Annotated in this window: 19 protein-coding genes and 2 riboswitches; of the genes, 8 read left to right on the forward strand and 11 right to left on the reverse strand. The window is 70.9% G+C overall.

Going from position 1 to position 22,490, the window contains the following annotated elements; translation table 11 throughout:
- The first annotated feature begins 7 nt into the window (after positions 1-7).
- Genes AC0HS0_RS02930 through AC0HS0_RS02940 form a run of 3 tightly spaced genes read left to right on the forward strand, consistent with a single transcriptional unit; the run spans position 8 to position 3,775 of the window.
- Entirely contained in the window at positions 8-991 is a 984-nt protein-coding gene (locus AC0HS0_RS02930) for a carbohydrate ABC transporter permease (RefSeq protein WP_472961532.1), read from the forward strand.
- On the forward strand, positions 984-1,823 hold the full coding sequence (locus AC0HS0_RS02935) for a carbohydrate ABC transporter permease (protein WP_472961533.1): 840 nt from the start codon (positions 984-986) through the stop codon (positions 1,821-1,823). Before AC0HS0_RS02930 ends, AC0HS0_RS02935 begins: the two co-directional genes overlap by 8 nt.
- Before the next feature lie 23 nt (positions 1,824-1,846).
- Complete coding sequence (locus AC0HS0_RS02940; protein ID WP_472961534.1) at positions 1,847-3,775, forward strand: cellulase family glycosylhydrolase; 1,929 nt, start codon at positions 1,847-1,849, stop codon at positions 3,773-3,775.
- Between the two features lie 69 nt (positions 3,776-3,844).
- On the opposite strand, the gene AC0HS0_RS02945 is transcribed toward AC0HS0_RS02940, so the two are convergent.
- A complete protein-coding gene (locus AC0HS0_RS02945; RefSeq protein WP_472961536.1) occupies positions 3,845-5,326 on the reverse strand; it encodes a helix-turn-helix domain-containing protein in 1,482 nt (493 codons plus the stop codon).
- 132 nt (positions 5,327-5,458) lie between these two features.
- Here AC0HS0_RS02945 and aceA point away from each other — a divergent pair, with 132 nt between their 5' ends.
- Both aceA and aceB read left to right on the forward strand, forming a co-directional pair.
- Entirely contained in the window at positions 5,459-6,766 is a 1,308-nt protein-coding gene (gene aceA, locus AC0HS0_RS02950; protein WP_472961537.1) for an isocitrate lyase, read from the forward strand.
- 38 nt (positions 6,767-6,804) lie between these two features.
- Entirely contained in the window at positions 6,805-8,451 is a 1,647-nt protein-coding gene (gene aceB / locus AC0HS0_RS02955) for a malate synthase A (protein ID WP_472961538.1), read from the forward strand.
- A gap of 36 nt (positions 8,452-8,487) precedes the next feature.
- Here aceB and AC0HS0_RS02960 read toward each other — a convergent pair whose 3' ends face one another.
- The 10 genes from AC0HS0_RS02960 to AC0HS0_RS03005 all read right to left on the reverse strand — a co-directional run bounded on the left by AC0HS0_RS02960 (position 8,488) and on the right by AC0HS0_RS03005 (position 17,577).
- Positions 8,488-8,844 carry a DUF488 domain-containing protein gene (locus AC0HS0_RS02960; protein ID WP_472961540.1) on the reverse strand — a complete coding sequence of 119 codons (357 nt, stop codon included), beginning with the start codon at positions 8,842-8,844 and terminating at the stop codon, positions 8,488-8,490.
- Positions 8,845-8,871: 27 nt separating this feature from the next.
- Positions 8,872-9,246: a cupin domain-containing protein gene (locus AC0HS0_RS02965; RefSeq protein ID WP_472961542.1), complete on the reverse strand. Its 375-nt coding sequence runs from the start codon at positions 9,244-9,246 to the stop codon at positions 8,872-8,874.
- Positions 9,243-9,812 (reverse strand): peroxidase-related enzyme, encoded by a 570-nt coding sequence (locus AC0HS0_RS02970; RefSeq protein WP_472961543.1) that lies wholly within the window; start codon positions 9,810-9,812, stop codon positions 9,243-9,245. The genes AC0HS0_RS02965 and AC0HS0_RS02970 overlap by 4 nt, the downstream gene beginning before the upstream one ends.
- Before the next feature lie 84 nt (positions 9,813-9,896).
- Complete coding sequence (locus AC0HS0_RS02975; RefSeq protein ID WP_472961545.1) at positions 9,897-10,259, reverse strand: iron chaperone; 363 nt, start codon at positions 10,257-10,259, stop codon at positions 9,897-9,899.
- 22 nt (positions 10,260-10,281) lie between these two features.
- Entirely contained in the window at positions 10,282-11,709 is a 1,428-nt protein-coding gene (locus tag AC0HS0_RS02980) for an MDR family MFS transporter (protein WP_472962105.1), read from the reverse strand.
- 231 nt (positions 11,710-11,940) lie between these two features.
- Positions 11,941-13,089 carry a cysteine desulfurase family protein gene (locus tag AC0HS0_RS02985; RefSeq protein ID WP_472961546.1) on the reverse strand — a complete coding sequence of 383 codons (1,149 nt, stop codon included), beginning with the start codon at positions 13,087-13,089 and terminating at the stop codon, positions 11,941-11,943.
- A 13-nt stretch (positions 13,090-13,102) separates the two neighbouring features.
- Entirely contained in the window at positions 13,103-13,963 is an 861-nt protein-coding gene (gene nadC, locus AC0HS0_RS02990) for a carboxylating nicotinate-nucleotide diphosphorylase (protein WP_472961548.1), read from the reverse strand.
- Positions 13,957-15,510 carry an L-aspartate oxidase gene (gene nadB / locus AC0HS0_RS02995; RefSeq protein ID WP_472961550.1) on the reverse strand — a complete coding sequence of 518 codons (1,554 nt, stop codon included), beginning with the start codon at positions 15,508-15,510 and terminating at the stop codon, positions 13,957-13,959. The genes nadC and nadB overlap by 7 nt, the downstream gene beginning before the upstream one ends.
- Position 15,511: 1 nt before the next feature.
- The gene (gene nadA / locus AC0HS0_RS03000; protein WP_472961551.1) at positions 15,512-16,807 is read right to left on the reverse strand and encodes a quinolinate synthase NadA; all 1,296 of its coding nucleotides are present in this window, start codon (positions 16,805-16,807) and stop codon (positions 15,512-15,514) included.
- Positions 16,804-17,577: an NUDIX hydrolase gene (locus AC0HS0_RS03005; protein ID WP_472961553.1), complete on the reverse strand. Its 774-nt coding sequence runs from the start codon at positions 17,575-17,577 to the stop codon at positions 16,804-16,806. Before AC0HS0_RS03005 ends, nadA begins: the two co-directional genes overlap by 4 nt.
- Before the next feature lie 161 nt (positions 17,578-17,738).
- Positions 17,739-17,832: riboswitch (glycine riboswitch) on the forward strand.
- Between the two features lies 1 nt (position 17,833).
- A riboswitch (glycine riboswitch) is annotated at positions 17,834-17,941 on the forward strand.
- A 68-nt stretch (positions 17,942-18,009) separates the two neighbouring features.
- Between AC0HS0_RS03005 and gcvT the strand changes: the two genes are divergently transcribed.
- Genes gcvT through gcvP form a run of 3 tightly spaced genes read left to right on the forward strand, consistent with a single transcriptional unit; the run spans position 18,010 to position 22,486 of the window.
- Positions 18,010-19,194 carry a glycine cleavage system aminomethyltransferase GcvT gene (gene gcvT / locus AC0HS0_RS03010; protein WP_472961554.1) on the forward strand — a complete coding sequence of 395 codons (1,185 nt, stop codon included), beginning with the start codon at positions 18,010-18,012 and terminating at the stop codon, positions 19,192-19,194.
- A gap of 2 nt (positions 19,195-19,196) precedes the next feature.
- Positions 19,197-19,571, forward strand: coding sequence for a glycine cleavage system protein GcvH (gcvH, locus tag AC0HS0_RS03015; protein WP_472961555.1), 375 nt, complete (start codon positions 19,197-19,199; stop codon positions 19,569-19,571).
- Positions 19,572-19,585: 14 nt separating this feature from the next.
- Positions 19,586-22,486, forward strand: coding sequence for an aminomethyl-transferring glycine dehydrogenase (gcvP, locus tag AC0HS0_RS03020; RefSeq protein ID WP_472961557.1), 2,901 nt, complete (start codon positions 19,586-19,588; stop codon positions 22,484-22,486).
- The last annotated feature ends 4 nt before the right edge of the window (positions 22,487-22,490 follow it).

The following is a 22,490-nucleotide window of genomic DNA, read 5'->3' on the forward strand; positions in this document are numbered from 1 at the left end:
GAGACCCATGTCGACGACGACAGACGTCCGCGGACCGGCGGCCGCGCAGAAGCCGGTCCCGGCCCCGCCCGCACCCAAACGGAAGCGCCCCAAGGGCTGGTGGCTCCCGTTCGTCCTGCTCGCACCCGCGATCGTGTTCGAGCTGCTCATCCACGTCGTGCCGATGCTCACCGGCATCTGGATCAGCTTCCTCCAGCTCACCAAGTTCTTCATCGCGAACTGGAGCGAGGCGCCGTTCGTCGGCCTGAAGAACTACCAGGTCGCCCTCGACTTCAACGGCTCGGTGGGCGCAGGGCTGCTGCACTCGTTCTTCGTGACAGTCGGCTTCACCATCCTGGTGGTCGGACTCTCCTGGGTGCTCGGGATGGCCGCGGCCGTCGCGCTCCAGGGCCGCTTCCGCGGACGGGCGCTCTTCCGCACCCTGTTCCTCGTGCCGTACGCGCTGCCGCTCTACGCCGGCATCATCACGTGGAAGTTCATGTTCCAGAAGGACACGGGCGCGATCAACCACTTCCTCTTCGACAACCTGGGCCTCCCCGGCGACAAGCCGTTCTGGCTGATCGGCGGCAACGCGTTCTGGGCGATCGTCATCGTCGCCATCTGGAGGCTGTGGCCGTTCGCCTTCCTGATGCTGATGGCGGGCCTGCAGTCGATCTCGTCCGAGGTCTACGAGGCGTCGGCGGTCGACGGCGCCAAGCCGTTCCGGCAGTGGCGTTCGATCACGCTGCCGATGCTGCGCCCGGTGAACTCGGTGCTGCTGCTCGTGATGTTCCTCTGGACATTCAACGACTTCAACACGCCCTACGTGCTCTTCGGGAGCACGGCCCAGCCCGCGGCGGGCGACCTGATCTCCTTCCACATCTACAACGCCTCGTTCCTGACCTGGAACTTCGGCTCCGGCGCCGCCATGAGCGTGCTCCTGCTGCTGTTCCTGCTCGTGGTCACGGGCATCTACCTGATCGCCGTCAACCGGAGGAACCGCGATGCGTGAAACCCGCTCTTCCCACGTCTTCCGCTGGGTGGTCGTCGTCTTTCTGGCGATCTTCACCGTGGTGCCGCTGTATGTGATGGTGACGTCGTCGATGAAGCCGCTGTCGGAGGTGCAGGGCGCCTTCACGTGGTGGCCGCAGACGATCACCTTCCAGCCGTTCATCGACATGTGGACGACCGTGCCGCTGGCGTCCTACTTCGTCAACAGCCTCATCGTGTCGAGCGCCGCGACGCTGATCAGCCTCGTGATCGCGGTCTTCGCCGCGTACGCCGTGTCGCGGTACCGCTTCAAGGGCCGCAACGTCTTCACGACGACCGTGCTCTCCACGCAGATGTTCCCCGGCGTGCTGTTCCTCCTCCCGCTGTTCCTGATCTTCGTGAACATCAACCAGGCGACCGGCATCCAGCTCGTCGGCACCCGCTGGGGCCTCATCATCACGTACTTCACGTTCGTGCTGCCGTTCTCGATCTGGATGCTCGCCGGCTACTTCGACGGCATCCCGCGCGAGCTCGACGAGGCGGCGAAGGTCGACGGCTCCGGCCCGATGGGCGCGCTCTGGCACGTCGTGCTCCCGGCGGCCCGGCCGGGCCTGATCGCCGTCGCGATCTACTCCTTCATGACCAGCTGGGGCGAGGTGCTCTTCGCATCCGTGATGACGACGGACGAGAACAGGACGCTGGCGGTCGGCCTCCAGCTCTACTCGACGCAGACGAACGTGTACTGGAACCAGATCATGGCCGCCTCCCTCGTGGTGTCGATCCCGATCGTCGTCGCGTTCCTGCTGCTGCAGCGCAACTTCGTCGCCGGTCTGACCGCCGGCGCGGTCAAGTGACGCCGCGGAACCCGGAAGGAAGCATGGATCGTCCATCCCCTGTGCTCACGGTCGACGACGCGCCCGTGGTCTGGCTCGGAGCGAACTTCTGGTCGCGCACCGGAGGTCCGCTCATGTGGAAGCGCTACGACCCCGCGGTTCTGCGCGAGGAGCTGCGCGTCCTCGCCGACCACGGGCTCAACATGACCCGGTCATTTTTCTACTGGCCCGACTTCCACCCCACGCCCGACACGCTGGACGAGCAGTGCCTGGCCAACTTCGCCGACTTCCTCGACGCACACACCGAGATCGGGATGACGACCGTGCCGACCTTCCTGGTCGGGCACATGTCGGGCGAGAACTGGGACCCGTCGTGGCGGGAGGGCCGCGACCTCTACAGCGATGTCTGGTTCGTCGGCCGCCAGGCCTGGTACGTACGGGAGCTGACGGCACGGTTCGCCGCGCATCCTGCGGTCGCCGGCTGGCTGCTGACCAACGAGATGCCGATCTACGGAGGGGAGGCGCCACGCCCGATCGTCGATGCATGGGCGTCGCTGCTGGTCGACGCCGTCCGGGCGGGAGGCGGCACCCAGCCGGTCTCCGTCGGCGACGGCGCGTGGGGCATCGAGACCACCGGCCACGACAACGGCTTCTCGGTGCGCGACCTCGCCCGCTTCACCGATTTCGTCGGCCCCCACGTGTACCGCATGGAGACCGACCAGACCCGGCAGCACCTCAAGGCGGCGTACATCGCCGAGCTGGCGGGCGTCGGCGGCCTGCCGGTGATCATGGAGGAGTTCGGCCTCACCAGCGACTTCGTCTCTGACGAGGGCGCCGCGTCGTACTACCGCCAGCTGCTCTACACGACCCTGCTCGCCGGTGCGACCGGCTGGATCGCCTGGAACAACACTGACTACGACGACCTGGCCGGCCAGCGCCCGTACTCGCACCACCCGTTCGAGATGCATTTCGGCATCACCGACCGCACCGGGGCGCCCAAGCCGCCGTTGCGCGAGCTCGCCCGGTTCGCCGCCGACCTCGCCGCGATCGACCTCCCGAACGTGCAGCGCAGCCCGGTCGACGCCGCCATCGTCGTGCCGTCGCACCTGGAGGCCGACTATCCGTTCACGCAGGAGGAGGAGCGCGCGCACATCGTGGTCACCGGCGAGCAGTCGTATCTCGCCGCGCACGAGGCGCACATCCCGGTCGCGGTCGTACGCGAGCGCGAGGACGGCGGCATCCCCGCCGGCTACGGGCTGTACCTGCTGCCGTCGGTCAAGCAGCTCTGCGCGACCTCCTGGCTGCAGCTGGAGGAGCTCGCCCGCGGCGGCGCGACGGTGTACGCCTCGTACTCGCACGGCGACAGCGGCGTGCAGCGCGGGCCGTGGTGGGCGAACACCGAGGCGCTCTTCGGCGTCCGCATGGCCTCGTCGTACGGGCTGGCGGAGCCGGTGACCGACGAGGTCGCGACCGTGCGCTTCGTGGCGGACTTCGGCGGCCTCCCGGCAGGCACGACGCTGTCGTTCCCCGCTGCGGGCAACGAGAACAGCCGGACCTTCCTGCCGGTGCGGGCGATCTCCGGAACCGTCGTTGCGGTGGACGCCCAGGGCCGTCCCGCGCTAGTGGTGAAGGAGCATGGCGCCGGTCGCGCGGTGCTCTGCACCTACCCGATCGAGTTCTTCGCGTCCGCCAGGGCGCGCGTGAACCCGGAGGACACCTGGCGGCTGTACGCCGCGCTCGCCGACCTGGCCGACGTGGAACGCGACGTGCGCCTGGACGACCCGCGCGTGTTCGCCGACACGCTGGTGCACGCCGACGGCCGCCGGTTCGTGGTGTTCGTCTCGCAGCACGAGACGGCGGTCACGGTCCGGCCGCAGGTCGCGGGGGAGCTGCGCACGCTGCGCGGGGACGCCGCGGCCGAGCTGACGCTCGACCCGTACGGCGTCGCCGTCCGGGAGCTCGTCCTGGAGTAGTCATCCGCCGAAGGGCACGTCGTTGTCAGTTTTCGCGCTAGAAAGCGACAACGACGTGCCCTTCGGCGTTCAGGAGGCAGCGGGAGCGGCGGGGGCGTGGCGCTCGAGGAAGTCGTAGACCTCGGTCGAGTCGACGCCGGGAAAGGTGCCGGTCGGCAGCGCGGCGAGCAGTGAGGTGGGCGTGCGCGCCGCCGGCCACGCCTGCCCCTCCCAGCGCTCGGCCAGCGCGCCCGACGGGCGCCGGCAGCACGACTCGTCGGGGCAGCGCGACACGGCGCGATGCGTCGTCTCCCGGCCGCGGAACCACTTCACGTGCGCGAACGGTACGCCCACGCTCACCGAGTAGTCGCCCTCCTTCGCCTTCTCGATGCGGGAGGTGCACCAGTACGTTCCGCGCGGCGTGTCGGTGTACTGGTAGTACGGGCTGAACCGGTCGGCGACGTCGAAAACCGTCCGCGCCGTCCAGCTGCGGCACACCGGCGTGCCCTCGATGGCGCCCAGTGCGTCCGACGGGAACGCCACCGAGTCGTTCTCGTACGCCTTGATGATCGTGCCCGACTCGTGCACCTTCATGAAGTGCACCGGGATGCCGAGCCGTGCGGTCGCGAGGTTCGTGAACCGGTGGCAGGCCGTCTCGTACGACACCGCGAAGGCGTCGCGGAGGTCCTCCATCGAGATGCGCCGGAAGTTCTTGGCCTCGGTCAGGAACGCGACGGCGTCCTTCTCGGGAAGCAGCAGCGCGGCGGTCAGGTAGTTGGTCTCGACCCGCTGCCGCAGAAAGTCGGCGTAATTTCGCGGCTCGTCGTGCCCGAGCAGCTGGGAGGCGAACGCCTGCAGGATGGGGGAGCGGGAGTCGCGGGAGGCCGACTGCTCGGTCGGCAGGTAGATGCGGCCGTTGCGCTTGTCGGTGACCGAGCGCGTGGAATGCGGCAGGTCGCCGACGTAGTGCAGCGAGAAGCCGAGGTGGTCGGCCATGTCGGCGACGGTCTGGTGGGAGACCGGGCCGCCGGTGTGTCCGACGGCGCCGAGCAGGTCGGCCGCGATGGCCTCCAGGTCGGCGAAGTAGTTGTCGCGGGCACGCATCGTCGCGCGCAGCTCCGCATTGGCGCGGCGCGCCTCCTCGGGCGTCGCCGCGCGCTCGCGATGCAGCCGCCCGACCTCCTGGTGCAGGGCGAGGATCGCCCGCAGCGTCGCATCGGGGACCGACTTCGACACCCGCACCGGGTCGATGCCGAGCGCGGCGAACACCGGCCCGCGCTGGGCGCGCTCGACAGCGATCTCGAGGGCCGCGCGCTCGTCAGGGGCGTCGGGCGCGAGGAGGTCGTCGACGGTGACTCCGAGCGCCGCGGCGATCAGGCGCAGCTGGGCGAGTCGCGGCTCCCGGTTGCCGTTCTCGATCGCCGAGATCTGGGAGGGCGCGCGGTCGATCGCCGCGGCCAGTGCCTCGAGGGTCATCGCCCGTTCGAGCCGGTAGGCGCGCACGCGGCGGCCGAGGGTGAGTGCGTCGGTCGCGGTCGCCTCGTCGTCGACTGTGACAGCGGTGTCGGTCATGGAGGCCATCGTGACACTCGCCCGGAGTTCTGGCAAACAGAAGAACCCGCGAATTTCTGTCGACGGAACCTCTCCGCAACTGGTGCCGGGCGGCCACGATCGTGTCAACCGATCCGACCGATGGAGGTCCCCATGAACACCTCAGCCCGCCCCGGCGACACGACGCAGACCGCTGCCGAGCTCCGTCTCGAGTGGGACGCCGACCCGCGCTGGTCCGGCATCCGCCGCGACTATACGGCCGAGGACGTCGTGGCGCTGCGCGGCCCTGTGCGCGAGGAGCAGACGCTCGCACGCCGCGGCGCCGAGCGGCTCTGGGAGCTCATCCAGCGTGACGGATCCGGGCCAGACGCCCAGTGGGTCGCCGCACTCGGCGCCCTCACCGGCAACCAGGCGGTGCAGCAGGTGCGAGCGGGCCTGGAGGCCATCTACCTCTCCGGCTGGCAGGTCGCCGCCGACGCCAACCTCTCGGGCCAGACCTACCCCGACCAGAGCCTGTACCCGGCGAACTCGGTTCCCGCGGTCGTGCGCCGCATCAACAACGCGCTGCTGCGCGCCGGCCAGATCGAGGGCACCGACGGCCCGGTCTCCGACTGGATGGCCCCGATCGTCGCCGACGCCGAGGCCGGGTTCGGCGGCCCGCTCAACGCCTACGAGCTGATGCACGGCATGATCCAGGCGGGCGCCGCCGGTGTGCACTGGGAGGACCAGCTCGCCAGCGAGAAGAAGTGCGGCCACATGGGCGGCAAGGTGCTCATCCCGACCGGGCAGCACATCCGCACGCTCAACGCCGCGCGGCTCGCGGCCGACGTCGCCGGGGTGCCGACGATCGTCATCGCCCGCACCGACTCGCTCGCAGCGACCCTGCTGACGAGCGACCACGACGAGCGCGACCGCGCCTTCCTCACCGGAACCCGCACCGCCGAGGGCTTCTACGAGGTGCGGAACGGCATCGAGCCCGTCGTCGCGCGCGGCCTCGCCTACGCGCCGTACGCCGACCTCCTCTGGGTGGAATCGGCCGAGCCCGACCTGGAGCTCGCGCGCCGGTTCGCCGAAGCGGTGCACGCCGAGTTCCCCGGCAAGAAGCTGGCCTACAACTGCTCGCCGTCGTTCAACTGGCGCAAGCACCTCGACGACGAGACCATCGCCCGCTTCCAGCGCGAGCTGGCGGCGATGGGCTACGCGTTCCAGTTCATCACCCTCGCGGGCTTCCACGCCCTCAACTACTCCATGTTCACGCTCGCCAAGGACTACGCCGACCGGAAGATGAGCGCCTACGTGGACCTCCAGGAGGCCGAATTCGCCTCCGAGAGCTCCGGATACACCGCCACCCGCCACCAGCGGGAGGTCGGCACCGGCTACTTCGACCGCATCGCGACCGCGCTCAACCCCGACAGCGCCACGCTCGCACTCGTCGGCTCCACCGAACAGCACCAGTTCTGATCCGCGCCCGCCGCGGACCGAGAGACAAGGACACGACCATGATCGAGATCACCGGGCCCCGCGTCGACGGGACCGACGACATCCTGACCCCGGAGGCGCTCGCCTTCGTCGACCACCTGCACCAGGCGTTCGCCGCCCGCCGCCAAGAGCTCCTGCTGGAGCGCCAGCGCCGGCGGTCGGAGGCCGGCAACGGCCGGGACCCGAAGTTCCTCAGCACGACGGAGGCCATCCGCGAGGACCCGACCTGGCGGGTCGCCGGCGCCGGCCCCGGCCTGGAGGACCGCCGCGTCGAGATCACCGGCCCGACCGACCCGAAGATGGCGATCAACGCCCTCAACTCGGGCGCGCGGGTCTGGCTCGCCGACCTGGAGGACGCCACCAGCCCGACCTGGGGCAACATCGTGGGCGGCCAGCGCACCCTGCGCGACGCCGCGCGCGGCCGCCTCGCCTTCACCAGCCCGGAGGGCAAGGAGTACCGCGTCACCACCCCGCACGAGCACACGCCCACGATCGTGATGCGCCCGCGCGGCTGGCACCTGGTCGAGAAGCATCTCGCGTTCACCGACCGCGCGGGCCGCACGACGCCGGCGAGCGCTTCGCTCACCGACTTCGGGCTCTACTTCTGGCACAACGCGGCCGAGCTGGTCGCGTCGGGCCGCGGTCCGTACTTCTACCTCCCGAAGCTGGAGTCGCATCTGGAGGCGCGGCTCTGGAACGACATCTTCGTCTTCGCCCAGCAGCGCATCGGGATGCCGGTCGGCACGGTGCGGGCGACGGTCCTCATCGAGACCATCCCCGCCGCGTTCGAGATGGAGGAGATCCTCTACGAGCTGCGCGACCACTGCGCTGGGCTGAACGCCGGGCGCTGGGACTACATCTTCTCGATCATCAAGACCTTCCTCGGCCGCGGGCGGCGCTTCGCCTTCGGCGACCGGCGCGGGATCACGATGACCGTCCCGTTCATGCGCGCGTACACCGAACTGCTCGTGGCGACGTGCCACAAGCGCGGCGCTCACGCGATCGGCGGGATGAGCGCCTTCATCCCCAACCGGCGCGACGCTGAGGCGACAGAGCGCGCCCTCGCCCAGGTCGCCGACGACAAGCGCCGGGAGGCCGGCGACGGCTTCGACGGCACCTGGGTCGCCCATCCCGACCTGATCCCGACGGCGCTGGCGGAGTTCGATGCCGTGCTGGGCGACCGGCCGAACCAGGTCGGACGGCTGCGGGACGACGTCCACGTCACCGCGGGCGACCTCCTCGACATCCGCTCGGCGGGAGGTTCGGTGACCGACGCCGGGGTCCGGTCGAACGTCTCGGTCGCGCTGCGCTACATCGAGGCCTGGCTGCGCGGCACGGGCGCGGTCGCGATCGACGGGTTGATGGAGGACGCCGCGACCGCCGAGATCTCCCGCTCGCTGCTGCGGCAGTGGATCGAGAACAAGGCTGTCACCGATGAGGGGACGACCGTCGACCGGGCGCTCGTCGCCGGGGTGCTGGAGCAGGAGCGTGGGCGGCTCAGCGCCGCGGCGCGCAACGCCGGCGTCGAGGAGCGCTTCGACGACGCGGCCGAACTGCTGCGGGAGGTGTCGCTCGCCGAGGAGTTCCCGACGTTCCTGACCATCCCGGCGTACACGTGGTTCCTCGTCGACGAGTCCGAGCGCGAGGAGCTGGCGCCGGCCGTCTGAACCGGGCGCGGCCGGCGCCGACGGCTGTGGTTGCCGTCACCGGGGGTGGTGCTCGAGATATCTCTGGAGCACCACCCCCTGATTCATTTCGGGATCCCGCGCCCCGACCAGCAGGGTGACCACGGGATGGGTCCGGCCGAGCTCCCGCAGCTGATCGACGGGCCCGGGATTCGCGTCGAGCTCGGCCTCGTACCGCGCCGTGAACTCGTCGAACAGGGGAGCCACGTGGTGGAACCAACGTCGCAGCTCCGTCGACGGAGCGACCTCCTTGAGCCACACGTCGACGTGCGCTTTCTCTTTCGTCAGGCCACGCGGCCAGAGCCGGTCGACGAGCACACGGAAGCCGTCTTCAACGGCCGGCGCGTCATAGACGCGTTTGACGACGAACACCATGAGCGGCCTCCTGCAGCGTCGTGCGGATCAGAGCATCGTGAGCGTCGGCTCCTCGTGCGTCGCCACCGGGAAGTGGGCGAGGAACACGACGCCGTCGGGGCCGGCGTCGAACCGGGCGATCCGGGTGCCTTCCTCTTCGTAGAAGGTGTCTCCGACTTCGAGGGTGCGCTCCGGGCCTCCCTCGACCTGGTAGATCGCCGATCCTTGTTCGATCGAGCCGACGACCGGTCCGTTGTGGAGGTGCAGACCGCCCGCCACGTTCGGCTGCATCGTGATGCGGCGGGTCTGGATGCGACCGACCGGGCGCGGGTTGGCGAGCATCACGTCTTGGACGACGTCGCGCTCGATCGGAGCAGGGTCGGCCCGCGCGGAGTCGACCGGGCGCGGATCCCCGGCGTTCACAGCGGCGCCAGCAGCGCGCTGCGGAGGCTGTCGCTGATCCCGGGAGGGACCTCCACCGAGACGCCGAGAGCCTGGATGGCGCGGCTGAAGTAGTTGCGGGCGGCGGCCGCCAGAGTGATGTCGACGATCTCACGGTCGGTGAACCCGAGCTCGCGCAGCCGAAGCGCGTCGGCCTCGGTCATGGAGGCAGCGTCGGTGCTGATGCGCTCGGCATACTCCATCATCGCGACCTCCGCCTCGCTGAGGCCGGCGTTGCGGTAGTCGCGGGCGATGGCCTCCACCGTGTCGGCGTCCATGACGGCGAGCGTCTTGCGGCCGTGCGCCAGCCGGCAGTGCTGGGAGTGCGTTCCCTCGGCGGCGGCGAGGGTGACCAGTTCGTAACGGCGCACCCCGAGCTGCGAGACGATGGCCCGGACCAGCTGCTCCCACGCCTGGTACGCCTCCGGGTTCGAGGCCATCACGCGCGTGTACTCGGCCACGTAGCCGAGGTCGCGCTCGTCTTTCGCATAGATCTCCGCAACGGCCCCGGTCGCCTCACCGGGGTCGACGGTCTGGATGACGGTCATGGCCTCCTCCTCACCTTCACGGCTCCTCCATCGTCGCGAGACATCGTCCCACCGCGCGACGGCGGAGGCCAGAGCGCGCTGCCGCTAGCGACCGAGTTCGCGCAGCCGCACCGCCAGCACGGCGCGCAGCGTCTCGTCGCTCAGCGGCGCCGACGGTGGGAAGTGGAGCGTCGCACCGGTGATCGAACCCTCCGTCAGCCGGCCCGCCAGCTCGGCCGCGGCGGGCGGCGACATCAGCAGGAGGCTGCAGTCTTTCGCCGTCGCGGACAGGCCGACCAGGCTCTTTCCGTCGACCCTGAACGTCGGCACCCGATAGCTGATCAGTTGCTCGGAGTCGGGGACGAGGGCCGCGATCCGGTCGCGTACCGTCCTCAGCGCGGAGCCGAATGGTTCGCCGATCCGGTCCAGGTACTCCTCGACGGTGTCTGCGTCGACTCCGTGCGCCATGTGATCCCCCGTGTTTCTCGCGTCAGTGGGCGAACGCCGCCTCCGACGGCGCGTCGGCCGGCTTCGAGATGAAGAACGAGCCGACGACCCCGAAGAGCGAGATGATGGCCGCCGCAAGGAAGGCGCTGCGGATCCCACCCGCGGTGGCCGCGTCGAGCGTTGCTCCGCCCGCTGCGAGAGCGGCCGTCTGCGCCGAGAGCACCGCGACCAGGAGCGCGGTGCCCGCGGCCCCGCCGACCTGTTGGATCGTGCCGAGGATCGCGCTGCCGTGCGAGTAGAGGTGCGGAGGCACAGCGCCGAGTCCGGCGGTGAACAGCGGCGTGAACATGAGCGCCAGCCCGAGGCTGAGCGTGATGTGCGCGATGAGCACCAGGTAGACCGGCGTCGTCTCGGTCACCATCGTGAGCGACCACATCACGAGGCTGACCAGGATGGCGCCGGGAACGACGAGCACGCGCGGACCGAATCGGTCGTAGAGCCGCCCGACGAACGGCGCCGCGAGCCCCATCACCAGGCCGCCCGGAAGCAGCAAGAGGCCGGTGCCGAGAACATCCAGGTGCAGCACGTGCTGCAGGTAGAGCGGCAGCACGATGATCACGCCGAACAGGGAGGCCGTGGTGATCGCCATGAGGACGATCGCGACCGTGAAGATCGGGCTGCGGAACGTGCGCAGGTCGAGCAGGGCGCGATCCTTTCGCTGCAGCAGGAGCTGCCGCGTGATGAAGGCGGCGAGCGAGACGACGCCCACGCCGAGCGATCCCCAGAGCATCAGCTGGTTGCCGGAGGCCGCCGCCCCGGTCTCCCCGCTCACCGTCAGTCCGTAGACCAGGCCGCCGAAGCCGAACGCCGCGAGGATCACCGAGAGCACGTCGATGCGGCTCTTCTGCGTCTCGGTCACGTTCTCGACGAAGCGGATGCCGATCAGCAGCATCACCAGGGCGATCGGCAGGACGATGAGGAAGATCCAGCGCCAGGCGAGGAAGTTGAGGATGACGCCGGAGATGGTCGGGCCGACCGCCGGCGCGACCGAGATCACGATCGAGACGTTGCCCATGGTGCGCCCCCGGAGCGCCGGCGGCACGAGGGTCATCAGCGTGGTCATCAGCAACGGCAGCATGATGGCCGTGCCGCAGGCCTGGATCACCCGGGCGACGACGAGCACTCCGAACCCCGGTGCGACGGCGGCCACGAGCGTTCCGAGCGAGAACAGCGACATGGCCGCGACGAAGACCTGCCGGGTCGTGAAGCGCTGCAGCAGGAAGCCGGTCATCGGGATGACGACCGCCATCGTGAGCATGAAGGCGGTGGAGAGCCACTGCGCGGCGAGGGCGTCGATGTGGAGGTCGTCCATCAGCTTCGGGATGGCGACGCTCATGATCGTCTCGTTGAGGATCACGACGAACGTGGCGGCGAGCAGCAGCCAGATCACGCGCTGGTCGCGCGGCGCGATGCGCGGCCGCTCGGCGTCGCGGGCGGTCGAGCTGCGATTGCTGCTCCGATCCCCGCCGGACTCAGCGAGCGCGGCGGCGTCGGAGGCGTCGGTGGGCGCTGGTGAGGTCTTCTCAGTCACTGGTTCACACTATCCACGACGACCGACATCGTGGGTTTCGAACAGGTGAACTCGTCCGCCCGTTCACTCTCCGCTTAACTCGGAATACTCCGCAAATCTGGGGCTGGGGGGTCAGGAGGCGAGACCGGAGACCTCGCGCACGGCGTCGGCGACGGCGGGGGCCACGGCGCGGAGGTCGGCTTCCGACACGTCGGCGCCCCAGGAGAACCGCACGGCGGTGCGCGCCACGTCCTCGTCGTAGCCGAGGGCGAGGAGCACGTGCGAGGCGTCCTCGCTGCCCGCGGCGCAGGCGGAGCCGCTGGAGGAGACGATGCCGCGGCGCTCCAGCTCCAGCAGTACCGTCTCGCCGTTGGTGCCCGGGAAGACGAAGGAGGCCGTGCCCGGCAGCCGCTCAGCCGGATGCCCGGTCAGCTGCGCGCCGGGCGTCCCGGAGACCACCGCGGCCACGAACGCATCCCGAGCTGCGGCGGCGCGCGCGGCGTTGGCCTCCCGGTCGCGCATCGCCAGGCGTGCCGCCGTCGCCAGCGCGACGGCGCCCGCCACGTTCTCGGTGCCCGAGCGCCGCCCCCGCTCCTGGCCGCCGCCGTGCAGCACGGGCTCGAGCGGGAGCCGGCCGCGGGCGAAGAGCGCGCCGATGCCCTTGGGTGCGCCGATCTTGTGGCCGGAGACGCTGAGCGCATCGACGCCGAGCTCGCGCACGTCGAGCGGGAGCCAGCCCGCGGCCTGCACGGCGTCGGTGTGGAACGAAATGCCCTGCTCGTGCGCCAGCGCCGCCAGCTCTTTCACCGGCTGGAGGGTGCCGACTTCGTTGTTCGCGAGCATCACGCTCGCCAGCGCCGTGTCGGGGCGTAGCGCGGCTGCGAAGTCGGCGGCGGCTACCCGACCGTCGCGCCCGACCGGCACGAACGTGATCTCGAAGCCGTGGAGGCGCGCCAAGTAGTCGACGGAGGCGAGCACCGCCTCGTGCTCGATCGGCGTCGTGACGATGTGCCGCCCGCGCGGAGCGCCGAGCGCGATGCCCTTGATCGCGAGGTTGTCGGCCTCCGTGCCGCCGGAGGTGAAGACGACCTCCGAGGCTCGGCAGCCGAGCCAGGCGGCGACCGTCGCCCGGGAGTCCGCCAGCGCTCGCGCGGCCGACTCGCCGACCGAGTGGCGACTCGACGGGTTGCCGAATTCCCCGGTCAGGTACGGCCACATCGCCTCCAGCACCTCGCGGCGCACCGCGGAGGTCGCGGCGGCGTCGAGGTAGAGGCCGGTCATGGCTGCCGCCTGCTCACGGTGCGTCGACCACCACGTCGAGTCCGAGGTCGAGGGAGCGGACGCTGTGCGTGAGCGCCCCCGAGGAGATCACGTCCACTCCGGTTTCCGCGATCTCGCGCACCGTGGCGAGGCTGACGTTGCCGCTGGCCTCCACGATCGCGCGGCCGCCGACGATGGCGACGCCCTCCCGCAGCTGGTCGAGAGTGAAGTTGTCGAGCATGATCGTGTCGACGCCGGCGGCCAGCACGGGCTCGATCTGATCGATCTGGTCGACCTCCACCTCCAGGTGGGTGGTGTGCGACATCCGCGAGCGCACCGCGCGCAGCGCGTCGGTGACCGAGAGCCCGGTCTGGGCCGTCAGCACGGCGAGGTGGTTGTCCTTGGCCATGACGGCGTCCGACAGCGAGTAACGATGGTTGTGACCTCCGCCGCTACGCACCGCGTGGCGCTCGAACGCTCTCAGGCCCGGCGTGGTCTTGCGGGTGTCGACGATGCGGGCGGAGGTGTGCGCCACCTCTCGCACGAAGGCGCTGGTGAGGGTGGCGATGCCGCTCATCCGCTGCACGAAGTTGAGCGCGACGCGCTCGCCCTGCAGCACCGAGCGCGCCGGGCCCGTGACCGTTGCGAGCGTGTCCCCGGCCTCGAACGCGTCGCCGTCCGCCACGGCGAGCTCGACACGGATGGCCGGGTCGGTGAGCGTCATCGCCGCCGCGAAGACCGCGCCTCCCGAGAAGGTGCCCGGCTCGCGCGCGGAGAGGCGCGCCGTCGCATATGCCGTTTCCGGAATGAGCAGCTCGCTGGTCAGGTCGCCCCACGGAGCGTCCTCGGCGAGAGCGGCTCCGACGGCGTGGTCGATGATCTGGCGGGTCAGCATGGAACGGTCACCTCGGTCGGGACGGGCAGCGGCGCGAGCACCGTGTGATGCGGTGCAGCGTCTGCCGGCAGCGGGAAGTCGGAGCGGAAATGGGCGCCGCGCGACTCCTCGCGCGACAGTGCGGCGGCGACCACGAGCCGCCCGAGCTGGAGCAGGTTGGCGTCTTCCCCGGCCTCCGGGAGGCGCATCGCGGCGAGGGTGCGCGCGGCGCGTTCGAGCCCGGCGCGGTCGCGGTGGAGGCCGGCGCCGGCCCACAGCACCCGCTGGAGGCGGGCGCGGTCGAAGGGGAGGTCGGCATCGGATGCCGCCGAAGGCATGTGCTCGCCCGGGACCGGCGGGCCGTCCGTCCACGCGGGCGCGTCCGGCCAGGCCGCGCCGATCGCATCCGCGGCGCGGTGCGCGAACACCAGGCCCTCCAGCAGCGAGTTGGAGGCCAACCGGTTCGCCCCGTGCGCTCCGGTGCACGCGACCTCGCCGACAGCGAAGAGGCCCGGCACGCTGGTGCGCCCGTGCACGTCGGTCACGACGCCGCCCATGGCGTAGTGCGCCGCGGGCGTCACCGGCACCGGCTCGCGCGACCAGTCGATGCCCGCCGCGCGGCACGCCGCGTCGATCGTCGGAAAGCGCCGCGCGAGGAAGTCCGCACCGAGCTCTGTCGCGTCGAGAACGACAGGGAGGCCGTCCTGCGCCGCCATCTCGACGGCGATGGCCCGGGCGACGACGTCCCGTGGGGCCAGCTCGGCGTCGGGGTGCGCGTCGAGCATGAACCGCTCGCCTCGGGCGTTGCGCAGCACCGCGCCCTCGCCGCGCACCGCCTCCGACACCAGGAACGTGCGCGAGCCTCCGTCGCCGGAGGGCAGGCGCAGCGCCGTCGGGTGGAACTGCGTGAACTCGAGGTCGGCGAGCAGTGCGCCCGCGCGCCACGCCGCGGCGACGCCGTCGCCCGTCGCGATCGACGGGTTGGTCGTGTGTGCATAGAGCTGACCCCAGCCGCCGGTCGCGAGGATCACGGCGTCCGCGTCGAGAACGGTGTCGGTGCCGTCCGCCAGCAGGAGGGCGACCCCGGAGGCGGCCCCGTCCGACACCAGCACGTCGCGCAGGAAGGCGCCCGTCACCACCCGGATTCCGGCGGCGCGGATCGCGGCCGCGAGCGCCCGCTCGATCTCCGCGCCGGTGGCGTCGCCCCCGGCGTGCAGCACGCGGGCGCTCGAGTGCGCGGCCTCCAGCCCGCGGGCCAGCGCTGCGCCGTCGCGGTCGAACGCGACGCCGAGTGCGATCAGCTCGCGCACGCGCTGCGGCCCGTCGCCGCAGAGCGCCTCCACAGCCGCGAGCACGTTCAGCCCGGCGCCGGCGCGCAGCGTGTCGGCCACGTGGGAGGCGACACTGTCGTCCGAGAACACGGCCGCGGCGATGCCGCCCTGCGCGTACCGGGTGCTGCCCTCGGCGACGGTGCCCTTGGTGACGATGGTCACCTCGTGGCGCTCGGCCGCCCGCAACGCGGCAACGAGACCGGCGATGCCGCTCCCGACCACGACGACGCGTGCCATGTCAGGCCGCCATCGTGGTGTCGGGCCGCGCCGCGAGCATGCGCTCGAGGGCGACCCGGGCGGGCTCGGCGACGGCGTCGGCGACGCGCACCTGGTTGAGCACCTCGCCGCGCACCAGGCCCTCCAGGACCCAGGCCAGGTAGCCGGGGTGGATACGGTACATCGTCGAGCATGGGCACACGACCGAGTCGAGGCAGAAAATCGTGTGCTGCGGGTACTCGGCCGCGAGGCGCTGCACCAGGTTGATCTCGGTGCCGATCGCGAACGTCGAGCCGGCGGGTGCGGCCTGGATCGCCTTCACGATGTAGTCCGTCGAGCCGTACTCGTCGGCGGCGTCGACGACGTCCATCGGGCACTCGGGGTGCACGATCACGCGCACGCCGGGGAACTCGGCGCGGGCGTGCTCGATCTGGCCGACCGTGAAGCGCTTGTGCACCGAGCAGAAGCCGTGCCACAGGATGACCTGCGCGTCGGCGAGGGTCGCTTCGTCGTTGCCGCCGAGCGGCTTGCGCGGGTTCCACAGCGGCATCCGCTCCAGCGGCACGCCCATCGCCTTGGCGGTGTTGCGGCCGAGGTGCTGGTCGGGGAAGAACAGCACGCGCTGTCCGCGCTGGAAAGCCCACTCGAGCACGGTGGCGGCGTTGGAGGAAGTGCAGACGATGCCGCCGTGCTCACCGCAGAACGCCTTGAGCGCGGCCGACGAGTTCATGTAAGTGACCGGGATGACGGGCACGCGGCCGTCGGCGTCCGGCTCGGTTCCGTACAGCTCCTCCAGCGCCTCCCAGCAGTCCTGCACCGAGTCGAGGTCGGCCATGTCGGCCATCGAGCAGCCGGCGGCCAGGTTCGGGAGGATGACCTTCTGCTCGGGCCGCGACACGATGTCGGCCGTCTCGGCCATGAAGTGGACGCCGCAGAAGACGATCGTCTCGGCCTCCGGACGGGCCTTCGCCGCGTTGGCGAGCTGGAACGAGTCGCCGATGAAGTCCGCGTACTGAACCACCTCGTCGCGCTGGTAGAAGTGGCCCATTACCGCGACCCGGTCGCCGAGGGTCGCCTTCGCCGTGCGGATCCGGTCGGCGAGCTCGTCCTTGGAGGCGGTGCGGTACTCGTCCGGCAGCTCGCCCTGACGCGGTGCGTCGGCCGGGATGGGGTCCTCCTGCGACGCGCCGGGACCGTACGACGGCGGCGCGGAGTCGAACAGCCACGGCCCGTCGGCGAGTTCGGGGGCGCAGGTGGCGCCGTCGAGGCTCCCGCTTGCGATGAGCTGGATGGTGGTGTCGACCGATGCGATGGTCATGACTGCTCGCTTTCCGGGGTGGGACGTGGTTCGAGGGGCTGGGACGTGACAGAGGGAGGCTGCTGCCGGGGGAGCGGCCCCGCGTCGGCCAGGTCGATCGAGTCGTTGTAGCGGTAGAGCCGCGGAGGCCGGTGGCGCGTCCCCATCAGGTAGTCGCCGGTCGGGACGACCGCGCCGGAGGCTTCGATCGTCCGTCGGAAGTTGGCCGGGTCGAGGGGCCGGCCGAGCACGGCTTCGTGCACTTCGCGCAGCTGCGCAAGGGTGAAGCGCTCGCCGAGGAAGGCGTGCGCGATGCGGGAGTACTCCATCTTCGTCCGCAGCCGCCAGAGCGCGTACTCGACGATGACGTTGTGGTCGAACGCCAGCTGGGGGAGGTCGTCGGCGGCGAACCAGCCGACGTTCTCGCCCGCAGTCGCCTGCTCGGCCTCGGCACTGCCGACCAGCGCCCAGTACACGATGGAGACCACGCGCTCGACGGTGTCGGCGGCACCCGGGGAGCGCACCGCGTCGCCGAAGGTGTAGAGCTGCTCCAGGTAGCGGGGGCTCAGCCCGGTCGTGTCGCCCAGCGTGCGCGCGGCCGCGTAGGCCAGGTCCTCGCCGATCCGCAGCGGGCCTCCGGGCAGCGCCCAGAGTCCTTCGTAGGGATCGCGGATGCGTCGCACCAGCGGCAGCCAGACCTGGGGCTCGCCTCCCGTCTCCTCGTCGGAGCGCAGCGCGAAGATGACCGTGGACACGGCGAGCATCGCGCTCGCGTGTTCGTGTGCGGCCATCCCGGGCCTCCCGTCGGACTAAAGGTCACCATGACCATAAGTTGTCCGCCATCTTAGTGTCACTCTGACCAGAACACCAAACCGGCCCCGTCGCACTCGAGCGCGCGCGGGACGGCGCGGATGCGGATATGCTGGCCGGGTCAACTGAATACCGGGCCAATCAGGTCGATGCGGGAGAGTCGCGTGCACTGCGCGCGGCACCGAAGGAGCAATCCTCCCCGACAATCTCTCAGGTACGCGTACCGCATCGGACTGGCCACTCTGAAAAGCAGGGCAGCGCTCACGCGTCGCCCTCGCCCACGGTGAAAGCCGCGACCGCAGCCACGGTCGCGGTGAAACTCTCAGGCCGGATGACAGAGGGGGAGTTCTTCACACGTCAGCGCGTCGCGCTGCCGTTCATCCCTCCGGCGACGGCCGGCGAACGGAGAACTCATGAGCTCGCAGGACAGCCAGACCAACGCAGCGGCGCAGACCGATGCGACGGAGCGGACCTCCCCCCTTCACGACGCCCACACGGCGGCCGGGGCGTCCTTCACCGACTTCGCCGGCTGGCAGATGCCGGTCCGCTACTCCAGCGACCTCGCGGAGCACCACGCCGTCCGCACCGCCGCGGGCCTGTTCGACCTCTCGCACATGGGCGAGATCGTGCTCCTCGGGCCGGAGGCCGGCCAGGCGCTCGACTACGCCCTCGCGGGCAAGCTGTCGTCGCTCGCACTCGACCAGGCGAAGTACAGCATGCTGCTGTCGCGCGCCGGCGGCATCCTCGACGACCTCGTCGTCTATCGCACCGGCGAGGACCGCTACTTGGTCGTCGCAAACGCCTCGAACCGGGAGGCCGTCGCCGAGGAGCTGCGCGACCGTACCGCGCCCTTCGACGTGGAGGTGTACGACGAGAGCGACGACATCGCGCTGATCGCCGTGCAGGGTCCCGCCGCGCTGAGCATCGTGCTGGCCACCCCGGGCTTCCACATCGACGGCGAAGACTTCGCGCAGCGCGTGACAGAGCTCAAGTACTACTGGAGTGTGCCGGCCGAGTTCGAGACGCATCCGGTGCTGGTCGCCCGCACCGGGTACACCGGCGAGGACGGCTTCGAGCTGTACACGGCCCCCGACAACGCCCGCGCGCTCTGGGACGCCCTGCTGGAGGCCGGTTCGGCCCAAGGACTGGTCCCCGCGGGCCTCGCCAGCCGCGACACCCTCCGGCTCGAGGCGGGCATGCCGCTCTACGGCCACGAGCTCGGCCGTGACACGATGCCCGCGCAGGCCGGCCTCGGCCGCGTGGTCAACCTCGCCAAGGACAGCGACTTCGTCGGCCGCGCGGCGAGCGAGGAGGGCCCGGACGCCGAGGCCCGTGTGCTCGTCGGCCTCATGGGCCAGGGCAAGCGCGCCGCCCGCGCCGGCTACCCGGTGCTCGCGCCCGCCGCCGACGGCGCGGACGAGGCGGTCGGGGTCGTCACCTCCGGCGCCCTGTCGCCCACGATCGGCGTACCGATCGCCATGGCGTACGTCGCGCCGCGGTTCGCCCGCCCGGGCACCGAGCTGCACGTCGACGTGCGCGGCAGCAGCCTCCCGTTCACCGTCACCGCCCTCCCCTTCTACAGCAGAAAGAAGCATTGACCATGGCCGCAGAGCAGGACCTGAAGTACACCGCCGAGCACGAGTGGCTCCTCGTCGACGGCGACACCGCGACCGTCGGCATCACGGGCTACGCAGCCGAGAAGCTGGGCGATGTCGTCTTCGTCGAGCTCCCGGCCGAGGGCAGCGACGTCGCGGCGGGCCGCGTGGTCGGCGAGATCGAGTCGACGAAGTCGGTCGGCGAGCTCTTCGCCCCGGTCGACGGCACCGTCGCGGAGGCCAACCAGGCCGTCGTCGACGCACCCGAGCTGGTCAACAGCGACCCGTTCGGCGAGGGCTGGCTCATCAAGGTGACCTTCAGCGCCCTCCCCGACGGTCTCCTCTCCTACGACGAGTACAAGGCCCTCACGGGCGAGTAAGGCTTCCGCGACACATGAGCGACCTGTTCCAGACGCGTCACATCGGCACCGACGGGGACGCGCAGCAGTCGATGCTGTCCGCCCTGGGTTACGACACCGTGGAGGCCCTCGTCTCCGCCGCCGTGCCGGACTCCATCCGCGTGGACGCCTCCCGGGTGTCCACGCTGCCCGCTCCGATCAGCGAGCGGGCCGCCCTGCGCGAGCTGCGCGCGCTCGCCGCGCGCAACACGGTGAACCGCAGCCTGATCGGCCTCGGCTACTACGGCACCATCACGCCGGCCGTCATCAAGCGCAACGTGCTCGAGAACACGGGCTGGTACACCGCGTACACGCCGTACCAGCCGGAGATCTCGCAGGGCCGCCTGGAGGCGCTCATCAACTTCCAGACGATGGTCTCCGACCTGACCGGTCTCGACACCGCCAACGCGTCGATGCTCGACGAGGGCACCGCCGTCGTCGAGGGGATGCTGCTCGCTCGCCGCGCCTCCAAGGCCGCGGGCTCGACGTTCGTCGTCGACGCGGACACCTTCCCGCAGACGCTGGCGCTGCTGCGCAACCGGGCGGAGGCCGTGGGCATCGCGCTCGTGGTGCTCGACCTCGCCTCCACTCCGGCGGACGCGCCGGAGCTGCAGGAGGCGTTCGGCCTGTTCGTGCAGTACCCCGGCGCCTCCGGCCGGGTCTGGGACCCGTCCGCCGTCATCGCGTCGGCGAAGGCCGCCGGTGCGGTCGTCGTCGCCGCGGCGGACCTGCTCGCGCTCACGCAGCTGACCTCGCCGGGCGAGCTCGGAGCCGACGTCGCCGTCGGCACCAGCCAGCGCTTCGGCGTGCCGATGGGCTTCGGAGGACCCCACGCCGGTTACATGGCCGTCCGCAAGGGTCTGGAGCGCCAGCTCCCCGGCCGTCTGGTCGGGGTCTCGCAGGACGCGATCGGCAAGCCCGCGTACCGGCTCACCCTGCAGACCCGCGAGCAGCACATCCGCCGCGAGAAGGCGACCTCCAACATCTGCACCGCGCAGGTGCTGCTTGCGGTCATGGCCGCGATGTACGCCGTCTACCACGGCCCCGCCGGTCTCCGTTCGATCGGCCGGCACGTGCACCTGTCCGCCGTCGCGGTCGCGGAGGCGCTGCGCGCGGCAGGTGTGGAGGTGCCCTCGCGGTCGTTCTTCGACACCCTCGTGGTCGAGGTGGACGACGCGGCCGCCGTGGTCGAGCGCGCCCACGAGCGCGGCCTGCTGCTGCACGCGGTCGACGCGGGACTCGTCTCGCTCAGCTTCGACGAGGAGTCGGCGGCCGACCTGCGCGACGGCGTCTTCCCGCTCGGCGACCTGATCGAGGTCCTCGGCGGCACCGTCGACGGCGAGGCCGCCCTGGAGTTCGGCTCCGAGCCCTCGTTCGACCCGGCGCTCGCGCGCACCTCCGCGTTCCTCACGCACCCGGTCTTCTCGACCCACCACTCGGAGACCGCGCTGATGCGGTACCTGCGCCAGCTGCAGGACCGCGACTACGCGCTCGACCGCGGCATGATCCCGCTCGGCTCGTGCACGATGAAGCTCAACGCCGCCACCGAGATGGAGGCAGTCACTTGGCCCGAGTTCGCGGCTCTCCACCCGTTCGCGCCCGCCGCCGACGTCGCCGGGTCGCTGGAGCTCATCGACCAGCTCGAGGCCTGGCTCGCCGACGTGACCGGTTACGACACCGTCTCGCTGCAGCCGAACGCCGGCAGCCAGGGCGAGCTCGCGGGCCTCCTGGCGATCCGTGGATACCACCGCTCGCGCGGCGACGACCAGCGCACGGTGTGCCTCATCCCGCAGTCCGCACACGGCACGAACGCCGCCTCGGCCGTCCTCGCCGGGATGAGCGTCGTGGTCGTCGCGACCGACGACCTCGGCAACGTGGACCTCGACGACCTGCGTGCCAAGATCGCGGCCAACGCCGACACCCTCGCGGCCCTGATGATCACCTACCCGTCGACGCACGGCGTCTACGAGCACGAGGTCGTGGCCATCACGGCGGCCGTGCACGAGGCGGGAGGTCAGGTCTACGTCGACGGCGCCAACCTCAACGCTCTCCTCGGCTACGCGCGGTTCGGCGACTTCGGCGGCGACGTCAGCCACCTCAACCTCCACAAGACGTTCTGCATCCCGCACGGCGGCGGCGGACCGGGCGTGGGCCCGGTGGCAGCGAAGGCGCACCTGGCGCCGTTCCTGCCCGGTCACCCGCTCGCGCAGGATGACACGCACGTGCTCGCCGGCTCCGCCGACCGGATCGTCCACGGCGGCGGCCCGGTGTCGGCAGCGCCGTACGGCAGCCCGAGCATCCTCCCGATCAGCTGGGCCTACGTGCGGATGATGGGCGCGCAGGGCCTCACCGACGCCACCGGCGCGGCGGTGCTCGCGGCCAACTACGTCGCGGCCCGCCTGCGCGAGCACTTCCCGGTGCTCTATGCGGGCGACAACGGCCTCGTCGCGCACGAGTGCATCCTCGACGTCCGCCCGCTCACCGAGCGCACCGGAGTCACCGTCGACGACGTCGCCAAACGCCTCATCGACTTCGGCTTCCACGCGCCGACGATGTCGTTCCCGGTGGCGGGCACGCTCATGGTCGAGCCGACCGAGAGCGAAGACCTCGCCGAGCTCGACCGCTTCGTCACCGCGATGATCGCGATCAAGGCCGAGGCCGACGCGGTGGCCGCAGGGGAGTGGCCGGCCGACGACAACCCGCTGCGCGGCGCTCCGCACACCGCGGAGGCCGTCGCGTCCTCCACCTGGGACCACGCGTACACGCGTGAGCAGGCCGTCTACCCCGTGCCGACCCTGGTGCGGAACAAGTACTGGCCCCCGGTGCGCCGCATCGACCAGGCCTACGGCGACCGCAACCTCTTCTGCGCCTGCCCGCCTCCCGAGGCCTTCGCCTGAGAGC

The organism is Leifsonia sp. PARNA 1/14 (assembly GCF_055720965.1).